The organism is Abyssisolibacter sp. ZYX002, assembly GCF_056892235.1.
Map to the genome: position 1 here is coordinate 16,686 of NZ_JARMXH010000013.1, position 25,042 is coordinate 41,727.

At 30.4% G+C, this 25,042-nt stretch carries 25 protein-coding genes; 20 read left to right on the forward strand and 5 right to left on the reverse strand.

Annotation, left to right across the window (positions count from 1 at the left end):
* Positions 1–437: 437 nt before the first annotated feature.
* The 5 genes from deoC to P3X86_RS20130 all read left to right on the forward strand — a co-directional run bounded on the left by deoC (position 438) and on the right by P3X86_RS20130 (position 4,877).
* A complete protein-coding gene (gene deoC / locus P3X86_RS20110) occupies positions 438–1,112 on the forward strand; it encodes a deoxyribose-phosphate aldolase (protein ID WP_483294557.1) in 675 nt (224 codons plus the stop codon).
* Between the two features lie 32 nt (positions 1,113–1,144).
* Positions 1,145–1,540 (forward strand): cytidine deaminase, encoded by a 396-nt coding sequence (locus tag P3X86_RS20115; protein ID WP_483294531.1) that lies wholly within the window; start codon positions 1,145–1,147, stop codon positions 1,538–1,540.
* Between the two features lie 37 nt (positions 1,541–1,577).
* A complete protein-coding gene (locus P3X86_RS20120; protein ID WP_483294532.1) occupies positions 1,578–2,798 on the forward strand; it encodes a NupC/NupG family nucleoside CNT transporter in 1,221 nt (406 codons plus the stop codon).
* A 15-nt stretch (positions 2,799–2,813) separates the two neighbouring features.
* Positions 2,814–4,118 (forward strand): pyrimidine-nucleoside phosphorylase, encoded by a 1,305-nt coding sequence (locus P3X86_RS20125; RefSeq protein ID WP_483294533.1) that lies wholly within the window; start codon positions 2,814–2,816, stop codon positions 4,116–4,118.
* Between the two features lie 87 nt (positions 4,119–4,205).
* Entirely contained in the window at positions 4,206–4,877 is a 672-nt protein-coding gene (locus P3X86_RS20130; RefSeq protein WP_483294534.1) for a Crp/Fnr family transcriptional regulator, read from the forward strand.
* A 220-nt stretch (positions 4,878–5,097) separates the two neighbouring features.
* On the opposite strand, the gene P3X86_RS20135 is transcribed toward P3X86_RS20130, so the two are convergent.
* Positions 5,098–5,901 carry a patatin-like phospholipase family protein gene (locus tag P3X86_RS20135; RefSeq protein ID WP_483294535.1) on the reverse strand — a complete coding sequence of 268 codons (804 nt, stop codon included), beginning with the start codon at positions 5,899–5,901 and terminating at the stop codon, positions 5,098–5,100.
* Positions 5,902–6,306: 405 nt separating this feature from the next.
* Here P3X86_RS20135 and P3X86_RS20140 point away from each other — a divergent pair, with 405 nt between their 5' ends.
* The 6 genes from P3X86_RS20140 to P3X86_RS20165 all read left to right on the forward strand — a co-directional run bounded on the left by P3X86_RS20140 (position 6,307) and on the right by P3X86_RS20165 (position 13,394).
* A complete protein-coding gene (locus P3X86_RS20140; RefSeq protein WP_483294536.1) occupies positions 6,307–7,104 on the forward strand; it encodes an epoxyqueuosine reductase in 798 nt (265 codons plus the stop codon).
* A 328-nt stretch (positions 7,105–7,432) separates the two neighbouring features.
* A complete protein-coding gene (locus P3X86_RS20145; RefSeq protein ID WP_483294537.1) occupies positions 7,433–8,794 on the forward strand; it encodes a sigma-54 interaction domain-containing protein in 1,362 nt (453 codons plus the stop codon).
* Between the two features lie 207 nt (positions 8,795–9,001).
* Complete coding sequence (locus tag P3X86_RS20150; protein ID WP_483294538.1) at positions 9,002–10,120, forward strand: mandelate racemase/muconate lactonizing enzyme family protein; 1,119 nt, start codon at positions 9,002–9,004, stop codon at positions 10,118–10,120.
* Between the two features lie 189 nt (positions 10,121–10,309).
* Positions 10,310–10,645 (forward strand): hypothetical protein, encoded by a 336-nt coding sequence (locus tag P3X86_RS20155; protein WP_483294539.1) that lies wholly within the window; start codon positions 10,310–10,312, stop codon positions 10,643–10,645.
* 26 nt (positions 10,646–10,671) lie between these two features.
* A complete protein-coding gene (locus P3X86_RS20160) occupies positions 10,672–11,853 on the forward strand; it encodes a UxaA family hydrolase (protein ID WP_483294540.1) in 1,182 nt (393 codons plus the stop codon).
* 11 nt (positions 11,854–11,864) lie between these two features.
* The gene (locus P3X86_RS20165) at positions 11,865–13,394 is read left to right on the forward strand and encodes a BCCT family transporter (RefSeq protein ID WP_483294541.1); all 1,530 of its coding nucleotides are present in this window, start codon (positions 11,865–11,867) and stop codon (positions 13,392–13,394) included.
* A gap of 92 nt (positions 13,395–13,486) precedes the next feature.
* On the opposite strand, the gene P3X86_RS20170 is transcribed toward P3X86_RS20165, so the two are convergent.
* Complete coding sequence (locus P3X86_RS20170) at positions 13,487–14,809, reverse strand: FAD-binding oxidoreductase (protein WP_483294542.1); 1,323 nt, start codon at positions 14,807–14,809, stop codon at positions 13,487–13,489.
* Between the two features lie 232 nt (positions 14,810–15,041).
* Between P3X86_RS20170 and P3X86_RS20175 the strand changes: the two genes are divergently transcribed.
* Positions 15,042–15,842, forward strand: coding sequence for a MerR family transcriptional regulator (locus tag P3X86_RS20175; RefSeq protein ID WP_483294543.1), 801 nt, complete (start codon positions 15,042–15,044; stop codon positions 15,840–15,842).
* Between the two features lie 172 nt (positions 15,843–16,014).
* Here P3X86_RS20175 and P3X86_RS20180 read toward each other — a convergent pair whose 3' ends face one another.
* Entirely contained in the window at positions 16,015–16,386 is a 372-nt protein-coding gene (locus P3X86_RS20180; protein WP_483294544.1) for a peptidoglycan-binding domain-containing protein, read from the reverse strand.
* A 376-nt stretch (positions 16,387–16,762) separates the two neighbouring features.
* On the opposite strand from P3X86_RS20180, the gene P3X86_RS20185 reads away from it, so the two are divergent.
* The 4 genes from P3X86_RS20185 (at position 16,763) to P3X86_RS20200 (ending at position 19,797) form a co-directional block, all read left to right on the forward strand.
* Positions 16,763–17,200 carry a LytTR family DNA-binding domain-containing protein gene (locus tag P3X86_RS20185; RefSeq protein ID WP_483294545.1) on the forward strand — a complete coding sequence of 146 codons (438 nt, stop codon included), beginning with the start codon at positions 16,763–16,765 and terminating at the stop codon, positions 17,198–17,200.
* A gap of 14 nt (positions 17,201–17,214) precedes the next feature.
* Positions 17,215–17,649 carry a DUF3021 family protein gene (locus tag P3X86_RS20190; protein WP_483294546.1) on the forward strand — a complete coding sequence of 145 codons (435 nt, stop codon included), beginning with the start codon at positions 17,215–17,217 and terminating at the stop codon, positions 17,647–17,649.
* Positions 17,650–17,810: 161 nt separating this feature from the next.
* Positions 17,811–19,136, forward strand: coding sequence for an alpha/beta hydrolase family protein (locus tag P3X86_RS20195; RefSeq protein WP_483294547.1), 1,326 nt, complete (start codon positions 17,811–17,813; stop codon positions 19,134–19,136).
* Positions 19,137–19,251: 115 nt separating this feature from the next.
* Positions 19,252–19,797 carry a GNAT family N-acetyltransferase gene (locus tag P3X86_RS20200; RefSeq protein ID WP_483294548.1) on the forward strand — a complete coding sequence of 182 codons (546 nt, stop codon included), beginning with the start codon at positions 19,252–19,254 and terminating at the stop codon, positions 19,795–19,797.
* Between the two features lie 101 nt (positions 19,798–19,898).
* On the opposite strand, the gene P3X86_RS20205 is transcribed toward P3X86_RS20200, so the two are convergent.
* A complete protein-coding gene (locus P3X86_RS20205; protein WP_483294549.1) occupies positions 19,899–20,396 on the reverse strand; it encodes a lactoylglutathione lyase family protein in 498 nt (165 codons plus the stop codon).
* 214 nt (positions 20,397–20,610) lie between these two features.
* Positions 20,611–21,999: an NAD(P)H-dependent oxidoreductase gene (locus P3X86_RS20210; RefSeq protein ID WP_483294550.1), complete on the reverse strand. Its 1,389-nt coding sequence runs from the start codon at positions 21,997–21,999 to the stop codon at positions 20,611–20,613.
* A gap of 153 nt (positions 22,000–22,152) precedes the next feature.
* Between P3X86_RS20210 and P3X86_RS20215 the strand changes: the two genes are divergently transcribed.
* From P3X86_RS20215 to P3X86_RS20230, 4 genes are all read left to right on the forward strand, one after another.
* The gene (locus tag P3X86_RS20215) at positions 22,153–22,740 is read left to right on the forward strand and encodes a TetR/AcrR family transcriptional regulator (protein WP_483294551.1); all 588 of its coding nucleotides are present in this window, start codon (positions 22,153–22,155) and stop codon (positions 22,738–22,740) included.
* A gap of 22 nt (positions 22,741–22,762) precedes the next feature.
* A complete protein-coding gene (locus P3X86_RS20220; RefSeq protein ID WP_483294552.1) occupies positions 22,763–23,686 on the forward strand; it encodes a DUF1848 domain-containing protein in 924 nt (307 codons plus the stop codon).
* A 96-nt stretch (positions 23,687–23,782) separates the two neighbouring features.
* On the forward strand, positions 23,783–24,238 hold the full coding sequence (locus tag P3X86_RS20225; protein ID WP_483294553.1) for a GNAT family N-acetyltransferase: 456 nt from the start codon (positions 23,783–23,785) through the stop codon (positions 24,236–24,238).
* Positions 24,239–24,387: 149 nt separating this feature from the next.
* Positions 24,388–25,008 carry a hypothetical protein gene (locus P3X86_RS20230; protein ID WP_483294554.1) on the forward strand — a complete coding sequence of 207 codons (621 nt, stop codon included), beginning with the start codon at positions 24,388–24,390 and terminating at the stop codon, positions 25,006–25,008.
* Positions 25,009–25,042 lie beyond the last annotated feature (34 nt).

Consider the following 25,042-nt stretch of genomic DNA (forward strand, 5'->3'; position numbering starts at 1 on the left):
ATCCACGATAAGGTGTTTTTGACAAAAAATAAAAATAAAAATATAGTAAACTGTTTCCTATCTCACAATCTGAAATAAGCACATAACATTTAATAATGGACTGAATAATTTAGGAAAAATTATTTAAAGCTAATAGTAGAATATATTTTTTGTTTAACCAGATATACACTATAATATTAAAATCTAATTAGCAGTACATGTTTTATTACTCAGTATATGAAAAAATTGGAATATACATTATTATACTTAATATCCGACTTTACAAATAAGTCGAATACAAGTTTAGACCATTTTGATACCAATAACCTAATTCAAAAATTTTTCTTAATCCAACTGAATACTGAAACGTGTCATATTCTTAAAAGTATGTTTTATGTTAATATACAAAATGAAATATTACTTTAAAATAACAATGTCAAATAATGTTAGAAAGAGGGATAAGGTTGAAAGAAATTATGAAAATGATTGATCATACGGCATTAAAACCTGAAGTAACAACGAGTGACATAATTAGATTATGTGATGAGGCTAAAACTTATCATGTTGCTTCAGTTTGTGTGAATACTGCTTATGCATCTCTTGCAGCAGAGCAATTAAAAGACACAGATATTAAAGTTTGTGTTGTTGTTGGTTTTCCACTAGGAGCAAATATCAGTGATGTAAAAGCTTTTGAAGCAACTAAGGCAATTGAGGCGGGAGCTACTGAAGTGGATATGGTAATAAATGTTGGTGCATTAAAAGAGAAAAAATATGATTATGTAAAACAAGATATAAAAGGAGTAGTGGATGCAGTAAATGGTAAAGCTATATTAAAAGTAATACTTGAGACATGTCTTTTAACAAATGAAGAAATTGTTAAAGCATGTGAGCTTTCTGTAGAAGCTGGTGCAGACTTTGTAAAAACATCAACAGGTTTTTCAACAGGTGGAGCAAAAGAAGAACATATTCGTTTGATGAGAGAAACTGTAGGTACAAATGTTGGAGTAAAAGCTTCAGGTGGAATTCGTTCAAAAGAAACTGCTGAGAAAATGATTGAGGCTGGAGCAAATAGATTAGGTGTTAGTTCAACAAAAACTATCTATGAAGGTGGAATATCAGCATCAAATTATTAAACTAGAGTTAAATGATTGGAGTAGGAGGCAATATGACTAAAAAAGAGTTAATCAATGCAGCTAAGATGACAATGGAAAACGCTTACTCGCCATATTCACAGTTTAAAGTTGGAGCGGCTGTCATCACTAAATCAGGCAAAATTTACACTGGTGTTAATATAGAAAACGTTTCTTTTGGGGCAACTATTTGTGCGGAAAGAGTTGCTTTATTTAAAGCAATATCTGAAGGAGAGAAGGAATTTGAAATGTTAGCAATAGTAAGTTCATCTGGAGATGTCACATATCCATGTGGCATATGTAGGCAAGTGATTGTAGAGCATATGAGAAATGGAAATATTGTTTTTGAAGATATAAAAGGTAATATTAGTGAATTGGCAGTACAAGAAATGATGCCATTTTCATTTGATGAAGTGACATTAAAAAAGTAGTAAGAAATAAAATAATAGATCATAATTAGGAGGTATTATGGAAAAGATTATTAGTTTTGTTGGGTTATTGATAATGATAGGTGTTGCTTATCTTATATCAGATAATAAAAAGAAAGTAGCTTGGAAGTTAGTGTTAATCGGAGTGGTAATGCAAATTGCATTTGGGTTATTAATTTTAAAATGGCCTCCAGGAAAGGCTGTCTTTGACAGGTTAAATGATTTTGTTGTATCAATACTGGGTTATACACAAGAAGGAACTAAATTTTTAGTTGGTGATTTATTAAATGCGGAATCATTCGGGTATATTTTTGCTGTTCAAGTACTGCCAACTATAATTTTCTTCTCAGCTTTAATGGCTATTTTATATTATACAGGTATTATGGGATTTATAATATCAATTTTAGCGGTTGTAATGTCGAAGTTGCTAGGAACAAGCGGAGCAGAATCATTATCTGCAACTGCTAATATATTTGTAGGACAGACAGAAGCACCTCTTGTAGTGAAACCTTTTATTAAGACAATGACTCGCTCTGAGTTGCTCACTGTTATGACAGGTGGAATGGCTACAGTAGCGGGTGGCGTAATGGCTGGTTATGTATTGATGGGAGCAGAAGCAGGACATCTTATTGCAGCAAGTATTATGTCTGCACCAGCTAGTTTAATTATTTCAAAGATTATGATACCAGAAGTGGAAGAACCTGTGACAAAGGGTACAGTTAAAATAGAAATGGAAAATGTAGATGCAAATATTATAGATGCAGCAGCAAGAGGAACTAGTGAAGGACTTCATTTAGCATTAAATGTTGGAGCAATGTTGTTATCATTTATTGCTTTGGTTGCTATGGTTAATGCTATAATAGGTTTGGTTGGTGGATGGATTGGTATGGACTATCTATCACTAGAATGGATATTTGGTAGATTATTTGCACCATTAGCTTATATAATGGGTGTACCATGGAGTGATGCAATACAAGCTGGTAATTTACTAGGACAAAAGGTTGTTATTAATGAATTTTATGCTTACTCAAGTTTATCTACATTGATTAAAGAAGGAGCATTACAACCTAGAACAGTTGTAATATTAACTTATGCATTGTGTGGATTTGCAAACTTTAGTTCTATAGGTATACAAGTTGGAGGACTAGGGGCATTAGCACCTGAAAGACGTGGGGATATTGCAAAACTTGGTTTAAGAGCGTTAATAGGTGGAAGTTTAGCAGCGTTTATGACTGCAACTGTTGCAGCAATATTAATATAGAAAGAATGTGTTTATATGAGAATATATGATTTAATTAAAAAGAAGAGAGATGGACATGAACTTAGTAAAGAAGAAATTATTTTCTTTGTTCATGGATATGCTAATGATGAAATATCAGAATATCATGCTGCAGCTATGTTAATGGCTATGTTTTTAAATGATCTCAATGAGCGTGAGACAGTTGAGTTAACAGAGGCGATTTTGACTTCTGGTGACCAGATTGATTTAAGCTCTATTGAGGGTATAAAAGTTGATAAACATAGTACAGGTGGTGTTGGAGATACAACAACATTGATTGTAGGACCATTAGTTGCGTCATGTGGAGTGCCAGTAGCAAAAATGTCTGGAAAAGGATTGGGACATACTGGAGGAACTTTGGACAAGTTAGAATCAATTGAAGGATTCAAGATTAATATTGAAATGGATAATTTTATAAATCTAGTTAATAAACATAAAATTGCAGTTATAAGCCAAACTAAAAGTGTTGCTCCTGCAGATAAAAAGATCTATTTAATGAGAGATTTAACTGCTACAGTTGATAACATGTCACTAATTGCTAGTAGTGTTATGAGTAAAAAACTAGCATCAGGTGCAGATGCTATTCTTTTAGATGTAAAAGTGGGAAGCGGTGCATTTATGAAAACTTTAGAGGATGCTAAAGCTTTGGCTGAAGAAATGGTTTCTATTGGTAAAAACATGAATAGAGAAACAATAGCAGTAATTACAGATATGGATCAACCACTAGGCAATGCTATTGGAAATGCACTAGAAGTTAAAGAAGCAATCGAAGTGCTGAAAAATGAAGGTCCAGAAGATATTAAAACATTATGCATTGAATTAGCATCTAGAATGGTTGTATTAGGGAAAAAAGCTGAAAATTATGAAGAGGCACGTAAGATGATCTTAAATAATTTAGAAAATGGAAAAGCTTTAGATAAATTTAGAGAGTTCGTTGAAATACAAGGAGGAAATCCTGCAATTGTAGAAAATTTATCACTTTTACCAACTGCAAACTATCAGTATATCATAAGTGCAAATGCTGATGGCTTCATTACGGAATTGAAATCTGAAGAAATAGGAATAGTTGCGATGATGTTAGGAGCAGGAAGAGAGAAAATAGATAGTAAGCTAGATTATTCAGCTGGAATTATTTTAAAGAAAAAGGTTGGAGATTCAGTAAAAAAAGGAGAACAAATTGCAGAACTTCATTACAATGATGATAGAAATCTCAAAGTAGCAATTGATAGATTTAATAAGGCTGTTACTATTGAAAATGTACGCCCTGGAAATGTTGAGTTAATAAAACAAATTATTGAGTAGCTTTTTAAATAATAGGAAAAACGATATACTTAGAATGAAGGGCAAACATATTAATATAATTACCACCTTAAAGAGAGGATGTAAACTATGACAGTAAATGATATTCTGGATAAATTCCCTGGATTTAATGATGTTTTAAAATGTATGCCTAAAGATATTGATTTGCATATAGAAAAATTCTCACCAGATACAGTTATTGTACAAAAAGGAGATATTATTAAAAAATTAATGCTAATTTCTTCTGGAGATATGATTGTTTACAATGAATATGAAGGTGGAGAAATAATCTATGTTCAGAGTAAAGATATTACTTTTATAGGCGATATTGAACTACTTAGCAAAATAGATCATTATGTTTGTTCGGTTATTTCTAAGAATGAATGTACTGCAATAGTAATGAGTTGTAATGATTTTTTAAGGTGGTATCAAGAGGATAATAATTTATCAAGAGAGATAGCAGAACGATTAGCAAAAAGAAATTGTAAGCAAGCACAACAAGTAGGTAGTCTAAAATATCATAGCACAGACTATCGTGTAGCAAAATATTTGTGCGATATGATTAAGGATAAGTTCGATACAGAGTCTAGTGTTACTGTTAAAATAACTAAAGAAGCATTGGCATATAATGTTGGTGCTTCAGAAAGAATGGTTTATCGTGTTATTAGACAAATGAAAGATGATGATTTTATAACAACAGGATATGGATATATTAAATTGACAAAATTGCAATATGAAAGATTACGAAAGCTATTGAAATAGTGAGATGAATAAAGATTAGAGGTTAATACACACACGTGAAGTATAGTGAATTAGCTTCTATTTTTTTGCTCGAAGTACGTAATCACAGAGTACGGTGACTGTTAAGATTCATAAGAGTTTGGTAAAATAGAGCTAACTTATGATGAAGTTTAGGCTTCCTCGTTTTTCTATTTTACCAAAGAAACTATTAAGCATTTTTAAGACTCTAAGTCTTAGTAACTTAACATATAAAGTTTTTAATGTTTTTTAAAAATTTATAAGTGTCAGTATATCCTAATTCCATTTTGGCCTCTATATCTCGTCTTTTAAGATTTAACACACCTGATTTAAAATCACCAAGAAATTGTGATGGTACAATTGGAAGAATCGGCATTGTTGTATTTATCTTCAATTTATCAATGTCTTTTAGATCTAACAATACAGCGATTATTAAGTCACAATCGCTCTGAATAACTGGTTCTATAGGTACATTATTTGTTAATCCACCATCATAGTAATAATGATCACCAATGTTTACAGCATTAAATATAACAGGGATTGATGTCGAGGATAAGATAGCTTTCTTACCATCTTCTTTATTCATTTTCATTATATTAAAAAATTCTCCACTTGGACTTTTTTTAACCTGAGTTGAGCAAACGAAAAGGTTTTCGCATTTTTTTGCATTATCTAAAAGATTGTTAATGCACTTATTTATAAGTGTTTCGTTAACTTTGCCTCTATATTCGACTAGCTCCTCACAAAAACTTGGATCCATAAAGCTTGTATAGATAGAATTATAGTCCTGTAAAGTAAGCTCTGATATCAATTTACAAGAGTTAATACCTATTCTTTCTTCTAAAGTTAACCAAATATTTGTAGCTTTTTTAACATCCACTGATGACATAAGCAATCCGTTAATAGCCCCTATTGATGTTCCTGCTATGACATCAAACTTAATATTAAATTCATCGAAAGCTTTCCATGCACCTATTTGATAAGAGCCCTTACCACCACCACCTGATAAAACTAAACCTATTTGCATATTTTACACCTCTTTATCTTTTTCATATATCATTTAGTATTAGACAAATTTATTTTAATTATTTATTCCGAAATAATTGAATATAATTTATCGCATAACGTTGTTCTTTTTGATTGGTGTAAATAGTTCTATGAATCAACATCAGTATTTATTATGTTTTTAGTATAGAATAATGAAATTTATAGGTATTATAAGCCGAACGAAATCAATTTGTTATTGAATTTAGAGTGTGATATAATCAAGATTACATTATAAACATGTATATTATAAAAACGTTATCCTAAAATTTGGTGGTATCTTAAGGCAGGATGAACTTGTAAGATTGAGTAAACTTGCTGTTAGGAGCATTAGCCCCTACTTCATTAAAGAAAGTGGAGGGTAATTCATATGTGAGGATGGTTAAATATGAATAACTATATAAATTCATTAATTAAGGACTATGTAAAAAATTATAAAGAACTCAAAGGAACTGAAACTGATTGGCGTGAGCCAGTTATTGGAGTAGCTAGTGCTGATGATCCTATGTTTTTAGATCTCAAAGACTTAATTAGTCCTACTCATGCATTGCCTTCTGATTTAATTAGTGATGCTAAATCAGTAATTATATTTTTCTTACCTTTTAATGAAGAAATAGTGAAGAGTAATATTGGTAACATTGAAAGCTCAAGAGGATGGGATATTGCCAATATTGAAACCAATAATATTATTTTAGACATAAATAAATACTTATATGAAAAGATAACAGAAAAAGATTATACGTCTACTGTTTTACCAGCAACTTATAATTATGATGAGAAACTATTAATTAGTGATTGGTCACATCGTCATGTGGCATATATAGCTGGTATAGGAACATTTGGTATAAATAATATGCTTATAACTGAAAAAGGATGCTGTGGTAGAATGGGAAGTATTATTACTAATATGCCATTAAAGCCCACAGAGAGAAAACAACAAGAGAACTGCTTATACAAATATAATGGGACTTGTAAGAAATGCATTGAGTATTGTGTAGCTGATGCAATTTCAGTTGAAAACGGGTATCCTTTTGTCGATAGAGAAAAGTGTAATAGTCAAATTTATAATGACAATATACCGCAGTATTCTATTGGTATAGGAGATGCATGTGGTAAATGTATGTGTGATGTGCCTTGTTCTTTGACTAATCCTGTGAATTATGAAATAGATGTACATAAAGTATAAAGTAATAAAGTCAAAATGACAAATATGCAAGACTTAATTTAAAAGTAACGTATGAATAAAGAAATCTTCCACGAAAGGTAATTAAAGATACAAGATTAGTTATAGTGTGGAGGATTTTATTTATTTAGAAAACATTCAATAACTTTCATAAAACTGTAATTATTATTAAATTTTCTTTCTTTTTTCTATATAAAAAAATTGATATGGTTAGTATAACAAAGTACAACAATATTAAGTAAAATACATAACCTTAGTAATGATAAGATTATATGAATGTTATAATAGACTTAGGAGAAATGTATATGATCACTTTTACAAGGAGGGTTTTATGCTTAGTCCAAATAATATATCTTATGAAGAATTTGTTCATGCAATAGATGAATTGTATGATGAAGTTATTATCTATGATAATAATTACAAAATAATTTATGTTAATAATGCCTGTGAGAGGCATTATGGCATGACAAAGGAGGAAATGATAGGATGTTCATTTTATGATTTTGCAGATGAATATTGGAGTTCTTCGGTTCTTCCTTATGTATACAAAAGTAAAAAAGCTGTTAAGCAAAAGCAAGAAACAAAATTAGGTGCAAAAATATTGACTATTGCAATACCTATATTAGATAATAATGGAGAAATCAAGTATGTAGCTATGAGTGTAAGAGATGATATACCGGATAATGAAATACAGAATCTTTTTTTTCTAGAGGATATTGGGTCTAGAAGTAACAAAAAACTCGAGTCTCAATTAATCTATAATAGCAACATTATGAAAAAAGTTGTGGCATTAGCCGATCATATTGTTGATGCAGATTTAACATGTCTAATAACAGGTGAATCAGGGGTAGGTAAAACTTTAATCGGTAAGTATATACATGAGAATAGTAACAGAAAAGAAAATCCTTTTGTGCATATAAACTGTGCAGCTATAAGCAAAGATTTGTTTGAATCTGAGTTGTATGGATATATAGGGGGCAGTTTTACAGGCGCAAATGAAAAAGGTAAGAAAGGGCTTGCAGCTGAAGCTAATAAAGGGACTCTGTTTTTAGATGAGATTTCTGAGTTACCCTATAAAATGCAGGCTAAATTACTTCAGTTCATACAAGACAAAAAGTTCTATCCTGTAGGTGGTACTAAGCCTATAGAAGTAGATACTAGGATTATAACCGCAACAAATAAAGATTTAAAAAAGATGGTTGAAATGGGAAGCTTTAGAGAAGATTTATACTACAGATTGAATGTATTTGAGCTCAACATTCCCCCAATTAGACAGCGAAAAGAAGATATTTTGGTATTATGTGATTTTTATTTAAATAAATATAATCAAAAATATAATAAAACCCATCGTTTTTCGGATGAAGTCAAGAACATTTTTTTAAACTATTCATGGAAAGGAAACATAAGAGAACTTTCACATGTTGTTGAAAGGTTGGTTGTTGTCAATAAGGACGTAGTTATAAGACCATGGCATCTGCCAAAACATTTATATGAGTTACCTGTCAAAAATAATTATATTGATATTGATGGAGGCACAACTTTAGACGGACTTATGGAAAGTTACGAAAAAGATATTATAAAAAAGGCATATGAAGAGTACCAATCAACAAGAAAAATATCAAAGAAACTAGGGATTAGCCAATCAAAAGCTTCAAGATTGTATAGAAAATATATAAAAGGTGAGTCAATATAAACTCGATGAGTGCATATTGACTCACCTTTTATATATGCGCAATTTATAACGAAAGTAATTTAATTTATGATACTAAGTAATATGAGAGTCATTTATGACTCGACATCTACAAGCGCTATGAGGCATGATAACTGTGTTTTTAATTGGCATAGCAATTGCAATATAGCAAGATGTCGACAAAAGGGCCCGTAAAGGAGGAAAATATTAATGAAGATAACTGAGGTTGAAGTGATTTGCTTGAGAGTCCCAAATATTGAAGAACGATGTATTTGGGGTGAAGATGCTGTCATTGTAAAAATTTATACAGATGAAGGAATTGTAGGAATTGGAGAAACAGATTCATCACCATTAGTTGTAAAGAGTATAATAGAAACTCCAAACTCAAATCTTGCATGTTTTGGGTTGAAAGAATTGTTGATTGGTGAAAATCCACTTGAAATTGAAAAGCTGTGGAACAAGATGTATGAAGGATCTAATTATATGGGAAGGAGAGGCGCAGGTATTCATGCCATAAGTGCTATTGATATAGCTCTTTGGGACATAGCTGGAAAATATCACAAAGTTCCTGTGTATAAACTACTTGGGGGTAAATATAGAGATAAAATACGAGCTTACGGTACGTTTATACCTGCTGATACGGTTAAAGAAAACAAGCAAATTGTAAGAGATTTAAAGAACAAAGGTTTTAACAGTTTAAAATTTGGAGGCGGAGTTTTAGGAGATGATCCAGATACTGATTATGAAATAATAAAAGCTGTTAGAGAAGAAGCAGGTAAAGATTTTGAACTACAGATTGATTTAGCAGCTAAGTGGAAAACACCTGAACACACATTATACATGGCAGAGAAATTAAAAGACTTCAACTTAAACTGGATTGAAGAACCTATAGGATCAGATGATTTGATAGGATATAGAAAGCTTGGGAATTCAATCAAGCCAATGATCGCTGGTGGAGAAACGTTAACAACTACGTATGAATTCATGAATTTTTTAGAAGTAGGAAAGCCAGATTTAGTTCAGCCTGATGTCACTAGATGTGGTGGTATAACTGAAGCTTTAAAAATATATGAATTATCTGAAAAACATGGTACAAAATTAGTTCCTCATGGATTCAGTACAGGTATTTTAATAGCTGCAACTGTACATTTCTTAGCAGCTTGTGAAAATACAGACTTAATTGAATATTCACAAAGCACTAGTCCACTTTATAAGGATTTAGTTAAAAATAAGATTGAATTTAAAGATGGTTATGTGAAGGTTCCCGAATGTATAGGATTAGGTATTGAATTGGACGAAGAAGTAATCAAAAAATATAGAATTTTCTAATACGTGATAATCTAAACATAGGTTTATCAATAAAGCAACATTTAGTGTTTATAAAATAGATAGCATAAAGTTCAGGAAAACATTTTCGTAATATTTTAAAGTAAAATAGTTGGAAAAATATTGTTTTGTAATACTTGTATTTATTTTAAATTGGTTTAGAAAAAAATTTTAAAATAGGAAGTGTCATAATTGAAAAAAGTAATAAAAAAGTATAGCGAAGATAATGTTGCAACAGCATTAGCGAACATTAGTTGTAATGAGATAGTAACTGTAATTTCAGACAAAAATGAAGTCATTAAAGAAATTCAAACAATGGAAGCAATCCCATTTGGTAATAAAATTGCGATAATCGATATAAAAAAAGATGATAAGATAATCAAATATGGTTTTCCTATAGGTGTAACGACTAAAAATATTGATAAAGGAAGACTAGTTCATGTTCATAATGTTAAAAGTCAAAGAGTTGATATACCAAATAAAGCTAAAAAGATGATTATTGAGCAGATGGGAATTAAAGTAGATTAGTTAATAAATAGAAAAGGAGAACATGTATGAAATTTCACGGGTATCTAAGACCAGATGGAAGCGTTGGGATTAGAAACAAAATATTAATCATATCAGTAGATGAATGTTGCGAAGGTATAGCGAGAAAAATATCTGAAGAAATAGACAATGCTGTAATTGTTACTAATCATTATACTTGCATGCTAGGAGGAAATGAAGAAATTCTTAGTAATATGATTAGTGCAGGATGTAATCCTAATGTTGCAGGGGTGTTAGTAATTGCTATGGGATGTGGAAGTATTCATCCCGATTTAGTAGCTGATCCAGTAAATAAAACAGGCAAATTAGCAAGGACGCTTGTCTGTTTTAAGAATGGTGGAACTAAAGCTACCATTAAAAAGGGAATAGAACTTGCAAAAGAAATAGAAATATACGCAAATAGTTTGGGTCGTCAATTAGTGGATATTTCAAAATTAGTTGTTGGAGTTAAATGTGGTGGATCTGATACGAGTTCTGGAATAGCTTCTAATCCAAGCGTGGGTAAAGCAGTTGATTTATTAGTAGATGCAGGTGCAACAGCTGTATCAGGTGAATTATTTGAACTTATAGGTTGCGAAGATGCTTTATGTAAGAGAGCAGTCAGTGAAGAAGTAGCATCTGATATTAGACAGTTAATTTCAGATGAAGAAAAGAGGTGGAGTGTACCGGGAGCAGCTGTAGAAACAATGAGTATTGGTAATAGTATCGGAGGACTTACAACTATTGAAGAAAAATCTTTGGGAGCACTTGCTAAGACTGGATCAAGACCTATTGAGGGAGTTCTTAGATTTAATCAACTTGGTTATGAAAAACCTACTAAACCCGGGATGTATTTATCTGAAGCGACAATGCTTTGTGGTGGTTCGGCAATGCATTTTGCAGCTGTTGGAGCTCAGTTGATACTATGGACAAGTGGAGCAGCTGGATTCAACAATCCTCTAATACCAGTTATTCGTGTTAGTGGTAATGAAGATTTAATCAATGAAGATATTGATATAGATGCAACTAAAGTGATGAAGGGCGAAAAATCATGTGATGATATTGGCAAGATGATTTTGGAAGAAGTTTTGAAGGTAGCGAATGGGGAAAAAACAAAGATAGAAGATATTGGATATTCTTATTGTAGTCTTATACAAAAAGACATACGTCTTGAACATTATTTAGGTATTGGAATTAAAAAATGTAAGTAGGAGGATACTAAATGAAAAAAATAGATAAATTATTAATTTCTGTGAGTGTGAGTATTGTATTAGTTGTAGTTGGGCTATTATATTTACAACCAGAAGCTTCACAAAGGGTAGCAAATGCTATTTTTAGTAAGATGACTAGTTGGTTTGGGTCTTTTACGCTATTATTTACGTTTCTTGGCTTTTTATTATTGATATATATAGCAGCTAGTAAATACGGAAACATCCGTTTTGGAAATAGTGAACCTGAATACTCTACGTTTAAATGGGTTTCTATGATGATAAGTTGTGGTCTTGGATCAGCGACAGTGTACTGGGCATTTATAGAATGGGCATATTATATAGGTACTCCGGGATTAGGGATTAAAGAAGGTACACAAAGAGCTTTTGAAATGTCTTTACCATACAGCATGTTTCACTGGGGATTTAGTGCATGGACACTTTATGCATTAGTTGGAATACCAATCTGTTATCATTTTTATGTTCGCAAAAACAAAGGTTTAAGCCTTAGCGCAATAATAAGTCAGATTACTGGCATTAAGCAAAATGGAATAATAGGAAGAATAGTTGATATTATGTTTATCTTTATATGCTTTGGTGGATTAAGTATAACATTAGGGGTATCAGTTCCATTAGTTTCTAGAATCCTTTCTTCAGTACTTGGAATCACACCTACATTTACTATGAATATAGTGCTTATCTTAATAATTTCAGTGGTTTATTCATTAAGTTCTTATATAGGATTAAAAAAAGGTATGGCTATGATATCAAATATGAATACCAAATTAGCAATTGTTTTCTGTATAGGTATTGTTATTTTAGGACCAGGATTGTTCATATTAGCTAATACAACAAATTCTTTGGGCTTAATGATTCAAAATTTTGTTCAAATGAGTTTATTCACTGATGCAATAGGAAAATCTGGGTTTTCTCAAAACTGGACCATTTTTTACTGGCTATATTGGATAACTTATGCGCCATTTACTGGCATATTTATCGCGAAGGTATCAAAGGGAAGAACTTTGAGGTCTGTTATTATAAATACAATAATTAGTGGAAGTGCAGGTTGTTTCCTATTCTTTGGAGTAATATCTAGTTTATCAATTGACCGCCATATTAAAGGATTGGTCGACATGGTAGGAATGCTCGGAAATGGGCAGGATGTTTCTGCTATAATAGAAGTATTAAAAACATTGCCACTTAGTAGTGTGTTTATGGTAATATTCTGTATCGTGTCAGTATTGTTTCTTGCAACAACATTGGATGGAGCAGCTTTTACAATGGCATCAACTGCCACACCAGGTCTTAAAGAAAACGAAGAACCACATCCATTGCATAGATTATTCTGGTGTATTGCATTAGCTCTAGTTCCATTGACAATGATCTTCATCAAGGCTGAGCTTGGAACTATAAAGACGGCGGCTATAATCACTGGTGTACCAATTATTTTAGTAATGATTGTCATGATTTATGGTTGGCTAAAATGGATGATAAATGATTATAAAGCAACACCGATTAAAAATAATGAAATAGGTAATTTATAAATGTGAACAATAAATAATAGTAACATAAAACCCCACATGGATTCTGTGGGGTTTAGCCTTTAATATCTATTGATTAATATGGTTACACATTTCTATAATGGCTTTATTGACTGTGGAAAATTAAAAATATTTTGAGGATCATATTTAGATTTAACTTCTCTTAGTTTTAGATAATTGTCTCCATAATATTGTTTTTGCCAATCAACAAGATGAAAATCAGTAAAACCTCTATACGTTCCTACACCAGCAGTGTCTAATGAGGATTTGACATTGTTCGTCCAATCGATATTATCTTTTCTATCAAGTTCCAAAGTCCATATAGATTCTATTTCTAGCAGATATAAGGCATCTCTATGAACATAAGCTGTTTCATTTGGTTTTACATTACTCACATTTCCGTTAAGTGCCATGAATTCATAGAACTGAGCTGAGTTTTTAGGAGCATTTATTAATTTCTCATTTAAAAGATTTAACATTCTTTTACTGAGTGGCTCAAATATAAAAGAACCTGTTGCTTTGAATTTGCGAGGGCCAGAGCAGTCATCAGCCCACTTTTCTATAGCTTTTTTATAAGGAATATATTCTATATCTATCGATTCTATCGGTGCAGCGTCTATTAACGGTTTAATTATTTGTTCTAATTTTTCTGGTTTTCCAAAAAATTGCCCACGTGATGATAATATAATCTCACCAGAAGGTTTTTTTTCATAATTTATAGTATTTGTTAACCGAACATCAGCATCAGGAGTGATAGTTTGCCAAGCAGCAACTACATCAACAAAGTATTTATTATTCCAAGTTATAACATAAGTTGAAACCTTACATACTGGAGTAATCTTATAAGTCAATGAAACAAGTACTCCAAAGTTTGAAGCAAGTCCACCTTGTATAGCCCAAAATAAGTTTTTATTACGATCTTTATTGGCAACTATTTTATCGCCTTTATAATTTATCAATTCAGCTTCTAAAAGGTTATCACAGGCAAGACCCAATAGTCTTGATGCAAAACCAACTCCTCCGTTTGAAGTAAGTGCGCTAAAGCCCACATCTGGACATGTACCAGAAGGGATAGTATAACCTTTATCAACTAAATCAAAATACATTTTTCCACTTGTAATTCCTCCGCCAAGCTTAGCAGTTTTGTTTATTTCATCAACAATGGTATAATTTATATTACTAATATCAATTACCATTCCTTTATTAACATTTGAATTTGCCTCGTAATCATGTCTTCCAGTTCTGACTCTAAACTTAGTATCATTTGATACTGCATATTTTAGCGCATTTTTGACATCTTCTTCGGAAAAACAAAAGACTATAATACGAGGGAATTTTTTAAAAGCTAGGTTAAAATCACTACTAGCTTCAGGATAGATAGGATTGTCTTTACAGACAACACCGCCTGTTATAAGCATTGGATAACCCCTTTCACATTATTTTCAATACATACTATGAATTAGAGGACAAGGAGGTTACCTAGTCTAATAGTAATGTGATCGACTAAACCATTAAATCTGTTTAGCCAAATAGTTGTTGATAAATCTATAAGATATAATAAACAATAAAAAGTATAAAAACATATAATAAAATCCTTGACTCTACCCTGCACAAGAGGGAGTATACTTTAATTAAGAAAGGAGCAATGAGATGTATAAAATCGGAGAATTTTCTAAGATAACTTTTCTAACTGTTAAAGCTCTAAGATATTATAATGATATTGGGTTGTTGATTCCAGCAAGAATTGATGAGGAAACAAATTATAGGTATTATAATGAAGAGAACTTTAAGAAGGCGATGTACATAAAACTACTTAGAAGTTATGAGTTTGGTATTAAAGAACTTCAAGAAATAATACCTAGTATAAATGATTCAGAAGATATAACAAAATATTTGCTAGAAAAGCATCAACAAATAGAAAAGAAAATTGCTTCTTTTAGAAAAATACAGAATAATATTCAAAATGAAATTGAAAATCTGAAGGAGGTTAATATTATGAACAAGGAGCAAGGTGTAAGTGTTGTAGAAGTAGAAGAGGTATTAATTGCATCGATACGATACAAAGGTAGATATGAAGATATGGGAATTTATATAGGAAAACTTTTTAAAGAAGTAGGTGGCAAGGGGGAGTCAGCGCCATTTGCACTATATTATGATGAAGATTATACAGAAGAAAATGCTGACATAGAAGTAGCTATACCAGTTAAAAAACCTATTAATAACGGAGATGTAACTTCCAGGATATTGAGCAAACAAAAGTGTGTTAGTTTAACTCATATTGGACCATACGATAAGTTATCTGCAAGTTATAAAGTAGTTACAGATTATATAAAACAGAATGATTTAAAATCAAAAACTCCAACGAGAGAAATATATATAAAAGGTCCTGGAATGTTATTGGCGGGAAATACTAAGAAATACGAAACAAAGATCCTAGTACCTATTGAATAAATTAATAAATGAAAGAATACTAGTGGCGGTGATGCTACTAGTATTTTTATTGTAAATAAAAGCAATGAATCCTTCAATAACAAAAATAGTTTATGTTTTGCATATATGATATTAAAGTGTGTAAAAAAAGCTTATCTTGTTTTGCAAGATAAGCTTACAAACTATATAAGGGTTAGTTAAGACGACCAATTAAATTTAGCCATGTTTCAGGACCGACATAACCATCAACATCAAGATTGTATCTAGCTTGAAAATCTTTAACATATTCTTTAGTCTTAGATCCAAAAATACCATCAGCCGTTAGTCTAACTTTTGATTGAAATTTTTTAACAGCGCTCCTTGTTCCTGTACCAAATTCACCATCAACGCCAGTGTAACACTTATGGAAATTTAATAAACATTGCAAAGTTCTAACGTTAACTCCTTTTTTACCTTCTCTAAGAGTCGGCCAACTAGGAGCTGCAAAAGCTGTAATACTACTTAATGCCATTGTCATTACGAGAATAAATAGTAATGCAATCATTTTTCTGTTAGTTTTTTTCATTAATATTTCCTACTTTAGATTAAATTCGTATTATAACAATATAATATTATTTATAAAAAATATAACAAAATATAAAATATTTTCTATAATTTTTAAAATAAAAGTTGAATAATTCATTCTTATCGTAAGATATACATTCATGACTAAACTAGTTATGAAAAGCTACTTTCTTTTTATATATTAGAGTTATAGAAGAAACACCGCTAAAAAATCATAAAAGTATTGTGTTATACTATTTATACAGATTATTTATTTTCGCAAATGTGATAAGTTACATTTTGAATACAGTAGCATTTGCTAATAGTCCATACAAAGTTATAACTTGTATGTAAGGATATGAGATTTATATATTGAATTAAATATAAGGTGGTAAAATATGAAAGTATCAATTGAACCTATTGGTAAGGAGCAAGAAGAGGAAATCATCATTAGATGTTATGAAGTAAATGATGATATATTGAAAATTATAAATGGGTTAAGACTACGAAAAGATATCATACTTGGCTATGAGGATAGCAAAATACATAGAATTGGAATTACAGATATATATTATTTCGAAGCAGTAGACAATAAAGTGTTTATATACTGCAAAGAGAAGGTGTTTGAATCCAAGAATAAGCTTTATGAGTTGGAAGAAATGTGTGGAGGAAAGAAATTTTTTCGTGCATCTAAATCTACAATTATAAATCTAACAAAAATATCATTTGTTAAACCATCTTTGAGTGGAAGGTTTGAGGCAAAGTTAGATAATGGAGAAAGATTATATATTTCAAGGAAGTATGTATCTGTATTAAAAAGGATGTTAGATTTATAGGAGGTTAATTAGAAATGAAATATAAAAATTATATTAAAAGATTTATTAATAATTATTGTATCACGTTTGCGATTATAGTTATGTTTATAACTATTTTACGACAGATATTTGCACCAAACGAGTATTTCGAGTTGAAAGAAGTTTTTATTTATATGGCATGTGCTTTTATAAGCTGTTTACCAGGATTGATCTTTTATTCATCAAAGGAAATATCTGAAAAACAAATGAAAATTAGAAGGGTAATACATTTTGTGCTATTGGAAATAGTTTTACTGGTTTTTGGAAATATATTAAATATATTAACAAGTAAAATCATGACATTTTTACTTGCATTACAGATTGCTATAATTTATATAGTTGTTCGATTTTTATCTTGGACAGAAGACAAAAAAGATGCGCATAGCATTAATGAAAAATTGAAGGTAATGAAGAATACAATAAAGCACTAAAACTAAAAAACTAATGACAACTTAATACCCCTTTTTTGCATTTTACCTATTTATAGATACACAATAGTGTTTATATCATATACATTTGGTGATGCATATAATATGCTGAGTTAGAAGGAATTATACTTTAACTTAAACATTAAAAAAAAGGGGGTAAGACTATGGGAATAATTATACTTATAATTGCAGCGGCTATAGAAATAACAATTATGGTATTGTGTATCAAAACAAAATCTAATCAAAAGAAAATAAGAAATTGTATCAGGTTAATTGCATTTGGTATATTTGTTCTATTTGTATTTATATCATTAATTCAGTGGAGTTTCAGATGGAAGTTGCTTGCATTAGTATTATTGATTTTAGCTATAATTTCGTGTATATCAATTATACGCAATAATCAGGATAAGAAAATTTATAAACCTGTGAGAACGATATTTAAGGGAATAGCTATGTGGTTGATTATAGTAATAGCTGTGATACCAGCTTTAATATTTCCACAGTATAAAGAGATAAAGATTACTGGTCAATACAAGATTAACACAGCTGTTTATACTTATACAGATAACAAACACGTTGAAACATTTAATGACAAAGGAGAGAAACGAAAGGTTACAGTTGAGTTTTGGTACCCAGCTGAAATAAAGGATAGACAACCTTTAGTGGTGTTCTCGCATGGTGCTTTTGGAATAGGAACTAGCAATACTTCAACATGTGAGAATTTAGCAAGCAATGGATATGTTGTATGTTCTATTAGTCATCCGTATCATTCTATGTTAACAATAGATACTGATGGTAATTTTACGATGGTAGACAAATCATTTGTACAAGAAATAGTAGATGTCAATAACTGCGTTTATGATGAAGAGACTTCATATAAGATTGAGCAAAAATGGATGAAAGTGCGAACTGATGATATGAATTTTGTTCTTGATACGATTATAAGTTATGCCAAAGATGGTAATTCGGACAATATATATCAGCTCATAGATGTTAATAAAATAGGTTTAATGGGGCATTCTTTAGGAGGAGCGGCAAGTGCAAAAATAGGAAGAAACCGCAAAGATATAAAATCAGTTATAAATTTAGATGCAGATTTACTTGGTGAGTATGGATTCAAGGATGGTGAGCATATAATAAATCAGGAAATTTATCCAACTCCTATATTAAGCATTTATACTGATGACATGAAAAAGTTACTTGATGGCGTAAAAGATTCTAATTTTATTAAACATCGAAAAATGTTGGCAGACAACACGCATGATGCTTACGAAGTGCATATAGCTGGAACGAGTCATTTGAGCTTGACTGATTTGCCAATGTTTTCGCCTTTTATTATGAGGATGATATCAAACCAAGTAGAGAAGGTGGGTATTAAACAAAAAGCCAATAAATTTTATGTGGTTGAAACGATGAACAGTATAGTACTAAAGTTCTTTGATTACTATCTTAAAGATAAAGGCATCTTTCACCCAAAAAGTATATATTAAAAGCATGCTTTATAGATGAACTAATATTGTAGGAAATAACAAAAAGTGTTTTGCTTAGTATTTAGGGTGTGATAATATATAAGGAAAACTATTTATTGAGAATAGGAGGTAGAGTGTGTTTTTATATGAAATCAATAGTGAATTATCATTAAAGCTGATAGAGCTAAAAGATGCTCAAACAGTTTTTGAATTAATTGATAATTCAAGAGAATACTTGCGTGAATGGCTTACTTGGCTGGATTTTTCTACTAAAGTAGATGATACAATTGAATATATTAATATGTCATTAAAGGGCTTTGCTGAAAATAAGAGCATGAATACAGTCATCATATTTAAGGAAGAAATTGTTGGTGTAGCTGGTTATAATATAATAAATCATGCAAACAAAACTGCAGAAATTGGCTATTGGTTGGATAAGAAATATCAAGGCAATGGAATCATGACTAAAGTGGCAAAAGCATTGACTGATTATGCTGTGAATTATTTGAAATTGAACAAGGTTGAAATTAGAGTTGCAACTAAAAATAAGAAAAGCAGGAAAATTCCTGAGAGATTGGGGTTTGTAAATGAAGGATGTATAAGGCAAGCAGAGTGGTTATATGACCATTATGTAGATCTTTTTGTTTATGGCATGCTTGCAGAAGATTGGAAAGGAAAATAGTTATATTTAATTCATGAGCAACTAGAATGTATTTACTATAGTTGCTCATGAACTTTTTATATTATAAATTTTTCTAAATTCAGTTATACATTTTATCTTTATTAATATGCTCCTGAAGAATAAGTTAATTCATAACTATGACTATATACTTCAAATATATTTCCGAAAGGATCTTCAACATAACACATCTTATATGGCTTTTTTCCTGGGTAATATTCCCTGATAGGCATTCTTTGCTTTCCACCGTGTTCTACTATTTTTTTTACTAGCCCTTCTATATCAGGATCTTGTATACTGAAGTGGAATAACCCTGTTTTCCAATATTCAAAGTTATTCTTTGGCGTTTCGTTTTGTGAGAATTCAAATATTTCTACCCCTATTCTATCACCAGTAGATAAGTGAGCTATTTTAAAAGATTCCCAATCATCGCCAAATACGTCGTTGCACATAATACCTATTGCGCTATCATCTTTTTTTATTTCACTTGGCTCCATCAATACATACCAACCAAACACTTCTTTATAAAACTGTACTGCTTTGTCTAAGTCTGGTACAGAGATACCTATGTGTGAAAAAGTTCTTGGATATACGTTGCTCATAATTTATACTCCTTCTTTCTTTAAAGTATTTAATATTATTCTTTCACATAATATTCTATACAAATATAGTCTTATTAAAAAGTATGCACTTTTTAGATATATACTATCCAAAAAGATAGATATATCAAATAGACGAAAATAAAAATTATGTCAGCAAGGTAAGACAAGTAAAACATAGCACAGTGATTAAGTTATCTTAGTGAAACTATTAAAACTAGATATCTTCACTTTCCACGACCTTCTTCAATGGTTCGATCATAGAAGCTTTCATTTTGTTCGTGTAAATTTCTTTTCTTATAGAAGGAAATTTGCTCATCAGTATAAATATGAAATTCATTAATCTAGATTTATAGTCTTTATGCGGAAAGTCATACACATTCATGGCTTTATAAGCTTTATGATCAGCAATAAATGGAAATCTTATCCTCCCCCATACTTCATCTCTAAAAATTTTATTTCCTGCTACTCCAAGAAATGTAGCTGGTCTACTATAATTCATAGATGAAAATTTGATAAGGTTACATGCAAAATCATATAAATGGGTATCTATTTCTCTACTAGTATCGTATTCGTCTGTTATAAAGCCAGCTAAATTAGAACGTTGCCACTGTGTATAAGCTTCTAAAATCTGCCTTAAGTTAGGTATCTGATTCAAAGCACCTGATATGATAAATCCCATTTGCTTTCCTGAAAGAGACGGTGTATGAGTATTGAAAAATCCTCTATCAAAGAACTTTTTCCATGTAGAAGATAGATGTCTGCACTTTATAGCACCAGCAAAAACTATTATATCTGCAGTTTTTAGTTTATTATTGTAAAAATCAATAAAATCATCTTTGCCTTCGTAAATACATTTATAGTTATAACCACATTGTAAACATCCTAAGCATCCTCCTATTATAGAAACATCGTTTTTAAGATTTACTAGCTCTATATTATCTGCAAATGAATTTTTAAATTTATCTATCATGTTTTTTAAGTTAGTATCTTCTAAAGAATCAACTACTATAATCACTTTTTTGTTTAAAGTATTAATCTTATTTTGAGTAATCTCAGGAATATATGATATAGGGTTATAATTTACTTTACTGTAATTTTTTATTGTGGTTGATTTATTAGTTATTATGTCAAAGAAGTTCTGAGCATACATGAGTAGGTTTTTCCTTGTATATTCTTTTTGTAAATCACGCATATATGGTGAAAAATAATCTACATAATTCATATCTAAATCATCACAAATAGAGTTCATATAGTTTATTGCGGTATGGTCATAAAAATGGATTGATGTAGCAAGAAGACAGGTGTATTTGTTTTTAAAGACATCTTTAACATTTCTCTCGAAGATCAATTCTATAAATCTTAGATAATTCGAGTGGATAGTAAATACATAAAGAGGAAAAGCCCATATGATACCATCACTTGATTTTATATCATTGATTACATTATCAAATACTTTTCTATTTTTTTCTATATTATTGATACGTTGAGATATATTTATTATTTTTAGTTCATGTTGCTCAAATTTCTTTTGAATATAATTTATATACTGCATAGTGACACTGGTTTTACCTTTAGGGCTTCCATTTAGAACTATTATTTTCATTATAATACCTCCAATTATAGTGTATTCAAACTATGTTGACGCTGTAAACTTTAATTTATTATACACCTCTAAGTTTACATTGTCAACATTGAGTGATATAATCTGTATAGGAATAATAAAGAATATTCTCTGGTATTAAGGAGGCATAAAGCGGTGGATAAAAAGACATATCATCACGGAGATTTAAAACAAAAGCTTATAAATAGAGGGTTATTGTTGCTAAATGAAAAGGGGATTGAAGGGTTCTCTTTAAGAAAGGTAGCAAGTATGTGCGGAGTGAGTCATAATGCCCCATATAAGCATTTTAAGGATAAAGATGAGCTTATAAATAAAATAATTAGAGAGGTTTGGAAAAAGTTTAATATAGCTTTGCTAGAAGTAACTAAGCTGTATCCAAATGACCCTAAATTACAAATAGTTGAAATGGGAAAAATGTATGTGAAATTTATGGTGGAAAATCCTGAGTATTTCAAACTAATGTTTTTATCAAATGATGTATACACTATTAGGATAAAAGACGATAAATTTATTTACAGTGAGGATAGTGCCTTTAGGGTATTTAAAGAGAGTTCACAGAAGTATTTCCAAAAAATAAATCTAAGCAAAAAACTGTATATGCAAAAGACGTTGACAATGTGGAGTATGATTCATGGAATAGCAATATTAATATTAAAAAAAAGTATTGAGTATGAAGGTGATTACCTTGTACTTGTGGAAAAATTGATTAAAACTAGCATTTGATGCTACAGAGGAGGCACGCGTTATGATTATTAGTGCTAGTAGAAGGACTGATATTCCTGCTTATTATTCCGATTGGTTTTTAAATAGGTTAAAAGATCAATACGTATTAGTGCGTAATCCTATGAATTATAATCAGGTTAGTAGAATTTCACTTTCCAAAAAAGATGTAGAGTGTATAGTTTTCTGGACTAAAAATCCATACCCACTGTTTAAATACATTGATCAATTACAAGATTATAATTACTATTTCCAATTTAGTCTCACATCCTATGACGAAGAAATAGAGAGAGGGCTTATAAAAAAAAGCAAATTAGTTCCTGTATTTAAACACTTGTCTAATAAAATAGGTAGGGAAAAAGTTATATGGAGATATGATCCGATTTTACTATCAAATAAAATTACGATAGAAGATCATTTTAATAAGTTTGAGTTATTAGCAAGTAAACTTGCTGGTAGTACTAATAAGTGCATAATAAGCTTTCTTGATGTTTATCCTAAAATAAAACAAAGGCTATATTCTCAAAATATTAGACAGTTAAATAATAATGAAATGAAAGAAATTGCTGAGAGGTTTTCTAAAATTGCAAATGGTTATAATCTGGCTATTGAAACTTGCTCAGAAAAAATTGATTTGAGTCAGTATGATATAAAGCATAGTAAGTGTATTGATGATGATTTGATCAAAAAATTATTTAATTTCTCTGGGAAAGTACCAAAAGACTCAAACCAAAGATTAGAATGTGGCTGTATCAAGAGTGTTGATATAGGGACTTACAATACTTGTCGAAATGGATGTGTATATTGTTATGCAAATCATAAGAAACTAATAGATGTAAAACAATATATCAACTCTCCATATATTGATGGAGTGCATAATGACAATGTGAAGATTAATAATAGAAAAGTAGACAAAGTATTTACTTCGCAGAGGCAGTTTGAATTTTAACAGTGCATATAAAGAGATAAAGTTAGCTACAGATCAATTATATAATATAATAAATTTGGATTATTATCTAATATTTTATATAAAAGGATGGAAAATATGAAAGTTAATGAAGTTATAATAAGAAAAGCTAAACGTAATGATATAAACAGAGTTTACTTATTTGAGAGAGAGTATATGATAGAGTACGAACCAGAGCATTTAGATAGGTGGGACAGCGTTAAAGATAAAACTATGAAGCTATTATCTGGTAGTATAGATAGAATGTACGTTGCTACTGTAGGAGATAATTTGGTAGGTCATAGTTACTGGAATATATACAAAGAAGAACCTTGTGTATATAGTATCTATGTTACAGAGGATTTTAGACGTAAGGGAATTGCTAATAAGTTGATGAATAGTATAGAAAAACAAGTAACTGATAGTGGATACAATAAGGTAACATTATCGACTCTAGTTACTAATCAAGCACAGTATCTTTTTAATAAGATGGGGTATGAGGTAGTGGATATAAAAGAGGGATACATTAATTATAGTAAAGTTTATAATTTATGAAAATAAGTTAATAAATCAGTACTTCAAGTTACTAAACCAAGTAAAAAAGAGTATTTTATCATGATTACATGAATCTTCTCATGTTGACAATGACAAAAAAAGATGATATCCTAATTGAGACCGACTGGTTTCCAGAGAGGATGAATAAGATGAAAAAGGCTTTTTTCAGATTACCAGAGGAAAAGAAATCAAACTTGGTAAACGTGTGTTTAAAAGAATTTTCAAAAAATACATATAACGATATTTTACTTGACAATATAACTGCTCAATCTAAGATTTCTAAAGAAGAGATGTTTGAATACATAGATAGCAAAAAAGATTTATATGTTTATGTTATATATAAAGCTTTTAAAGATATTACACAGTATCAATCTGATAATTGTGATAGTAGTATTAGATGTTATTTTGAGCGAATTTATGAAGTTGCATGCAATATGTTTAATTACTATAGAAATAAGCAATTAGAGTTTAAAGTCATGATGAATGCTTTCTATGATATAAGCAATCCTTGCTTTGAAGAGATTAGAGTAATGAAAATAGAAATAGACAAGATGTATGAATTTGATTTAGCAAAAAACATAAATTGGTCTCAATATAACGAAAGCAAAGAAAATATTATCAAGATAGCATGGTTTATGATTGAAGGTTACAATTTAGAGACTATATTAAAAATGAGTAGAGATATGCCTTTTGATGAATTAGAGGAAATGATGAGTTCTGATTTGAGAATGATGATAGATGTTATCAAAAAAGGCGCTATAAAAAAATAGAAAAGTTATTGATATAATAAACCCACTGGCAGTG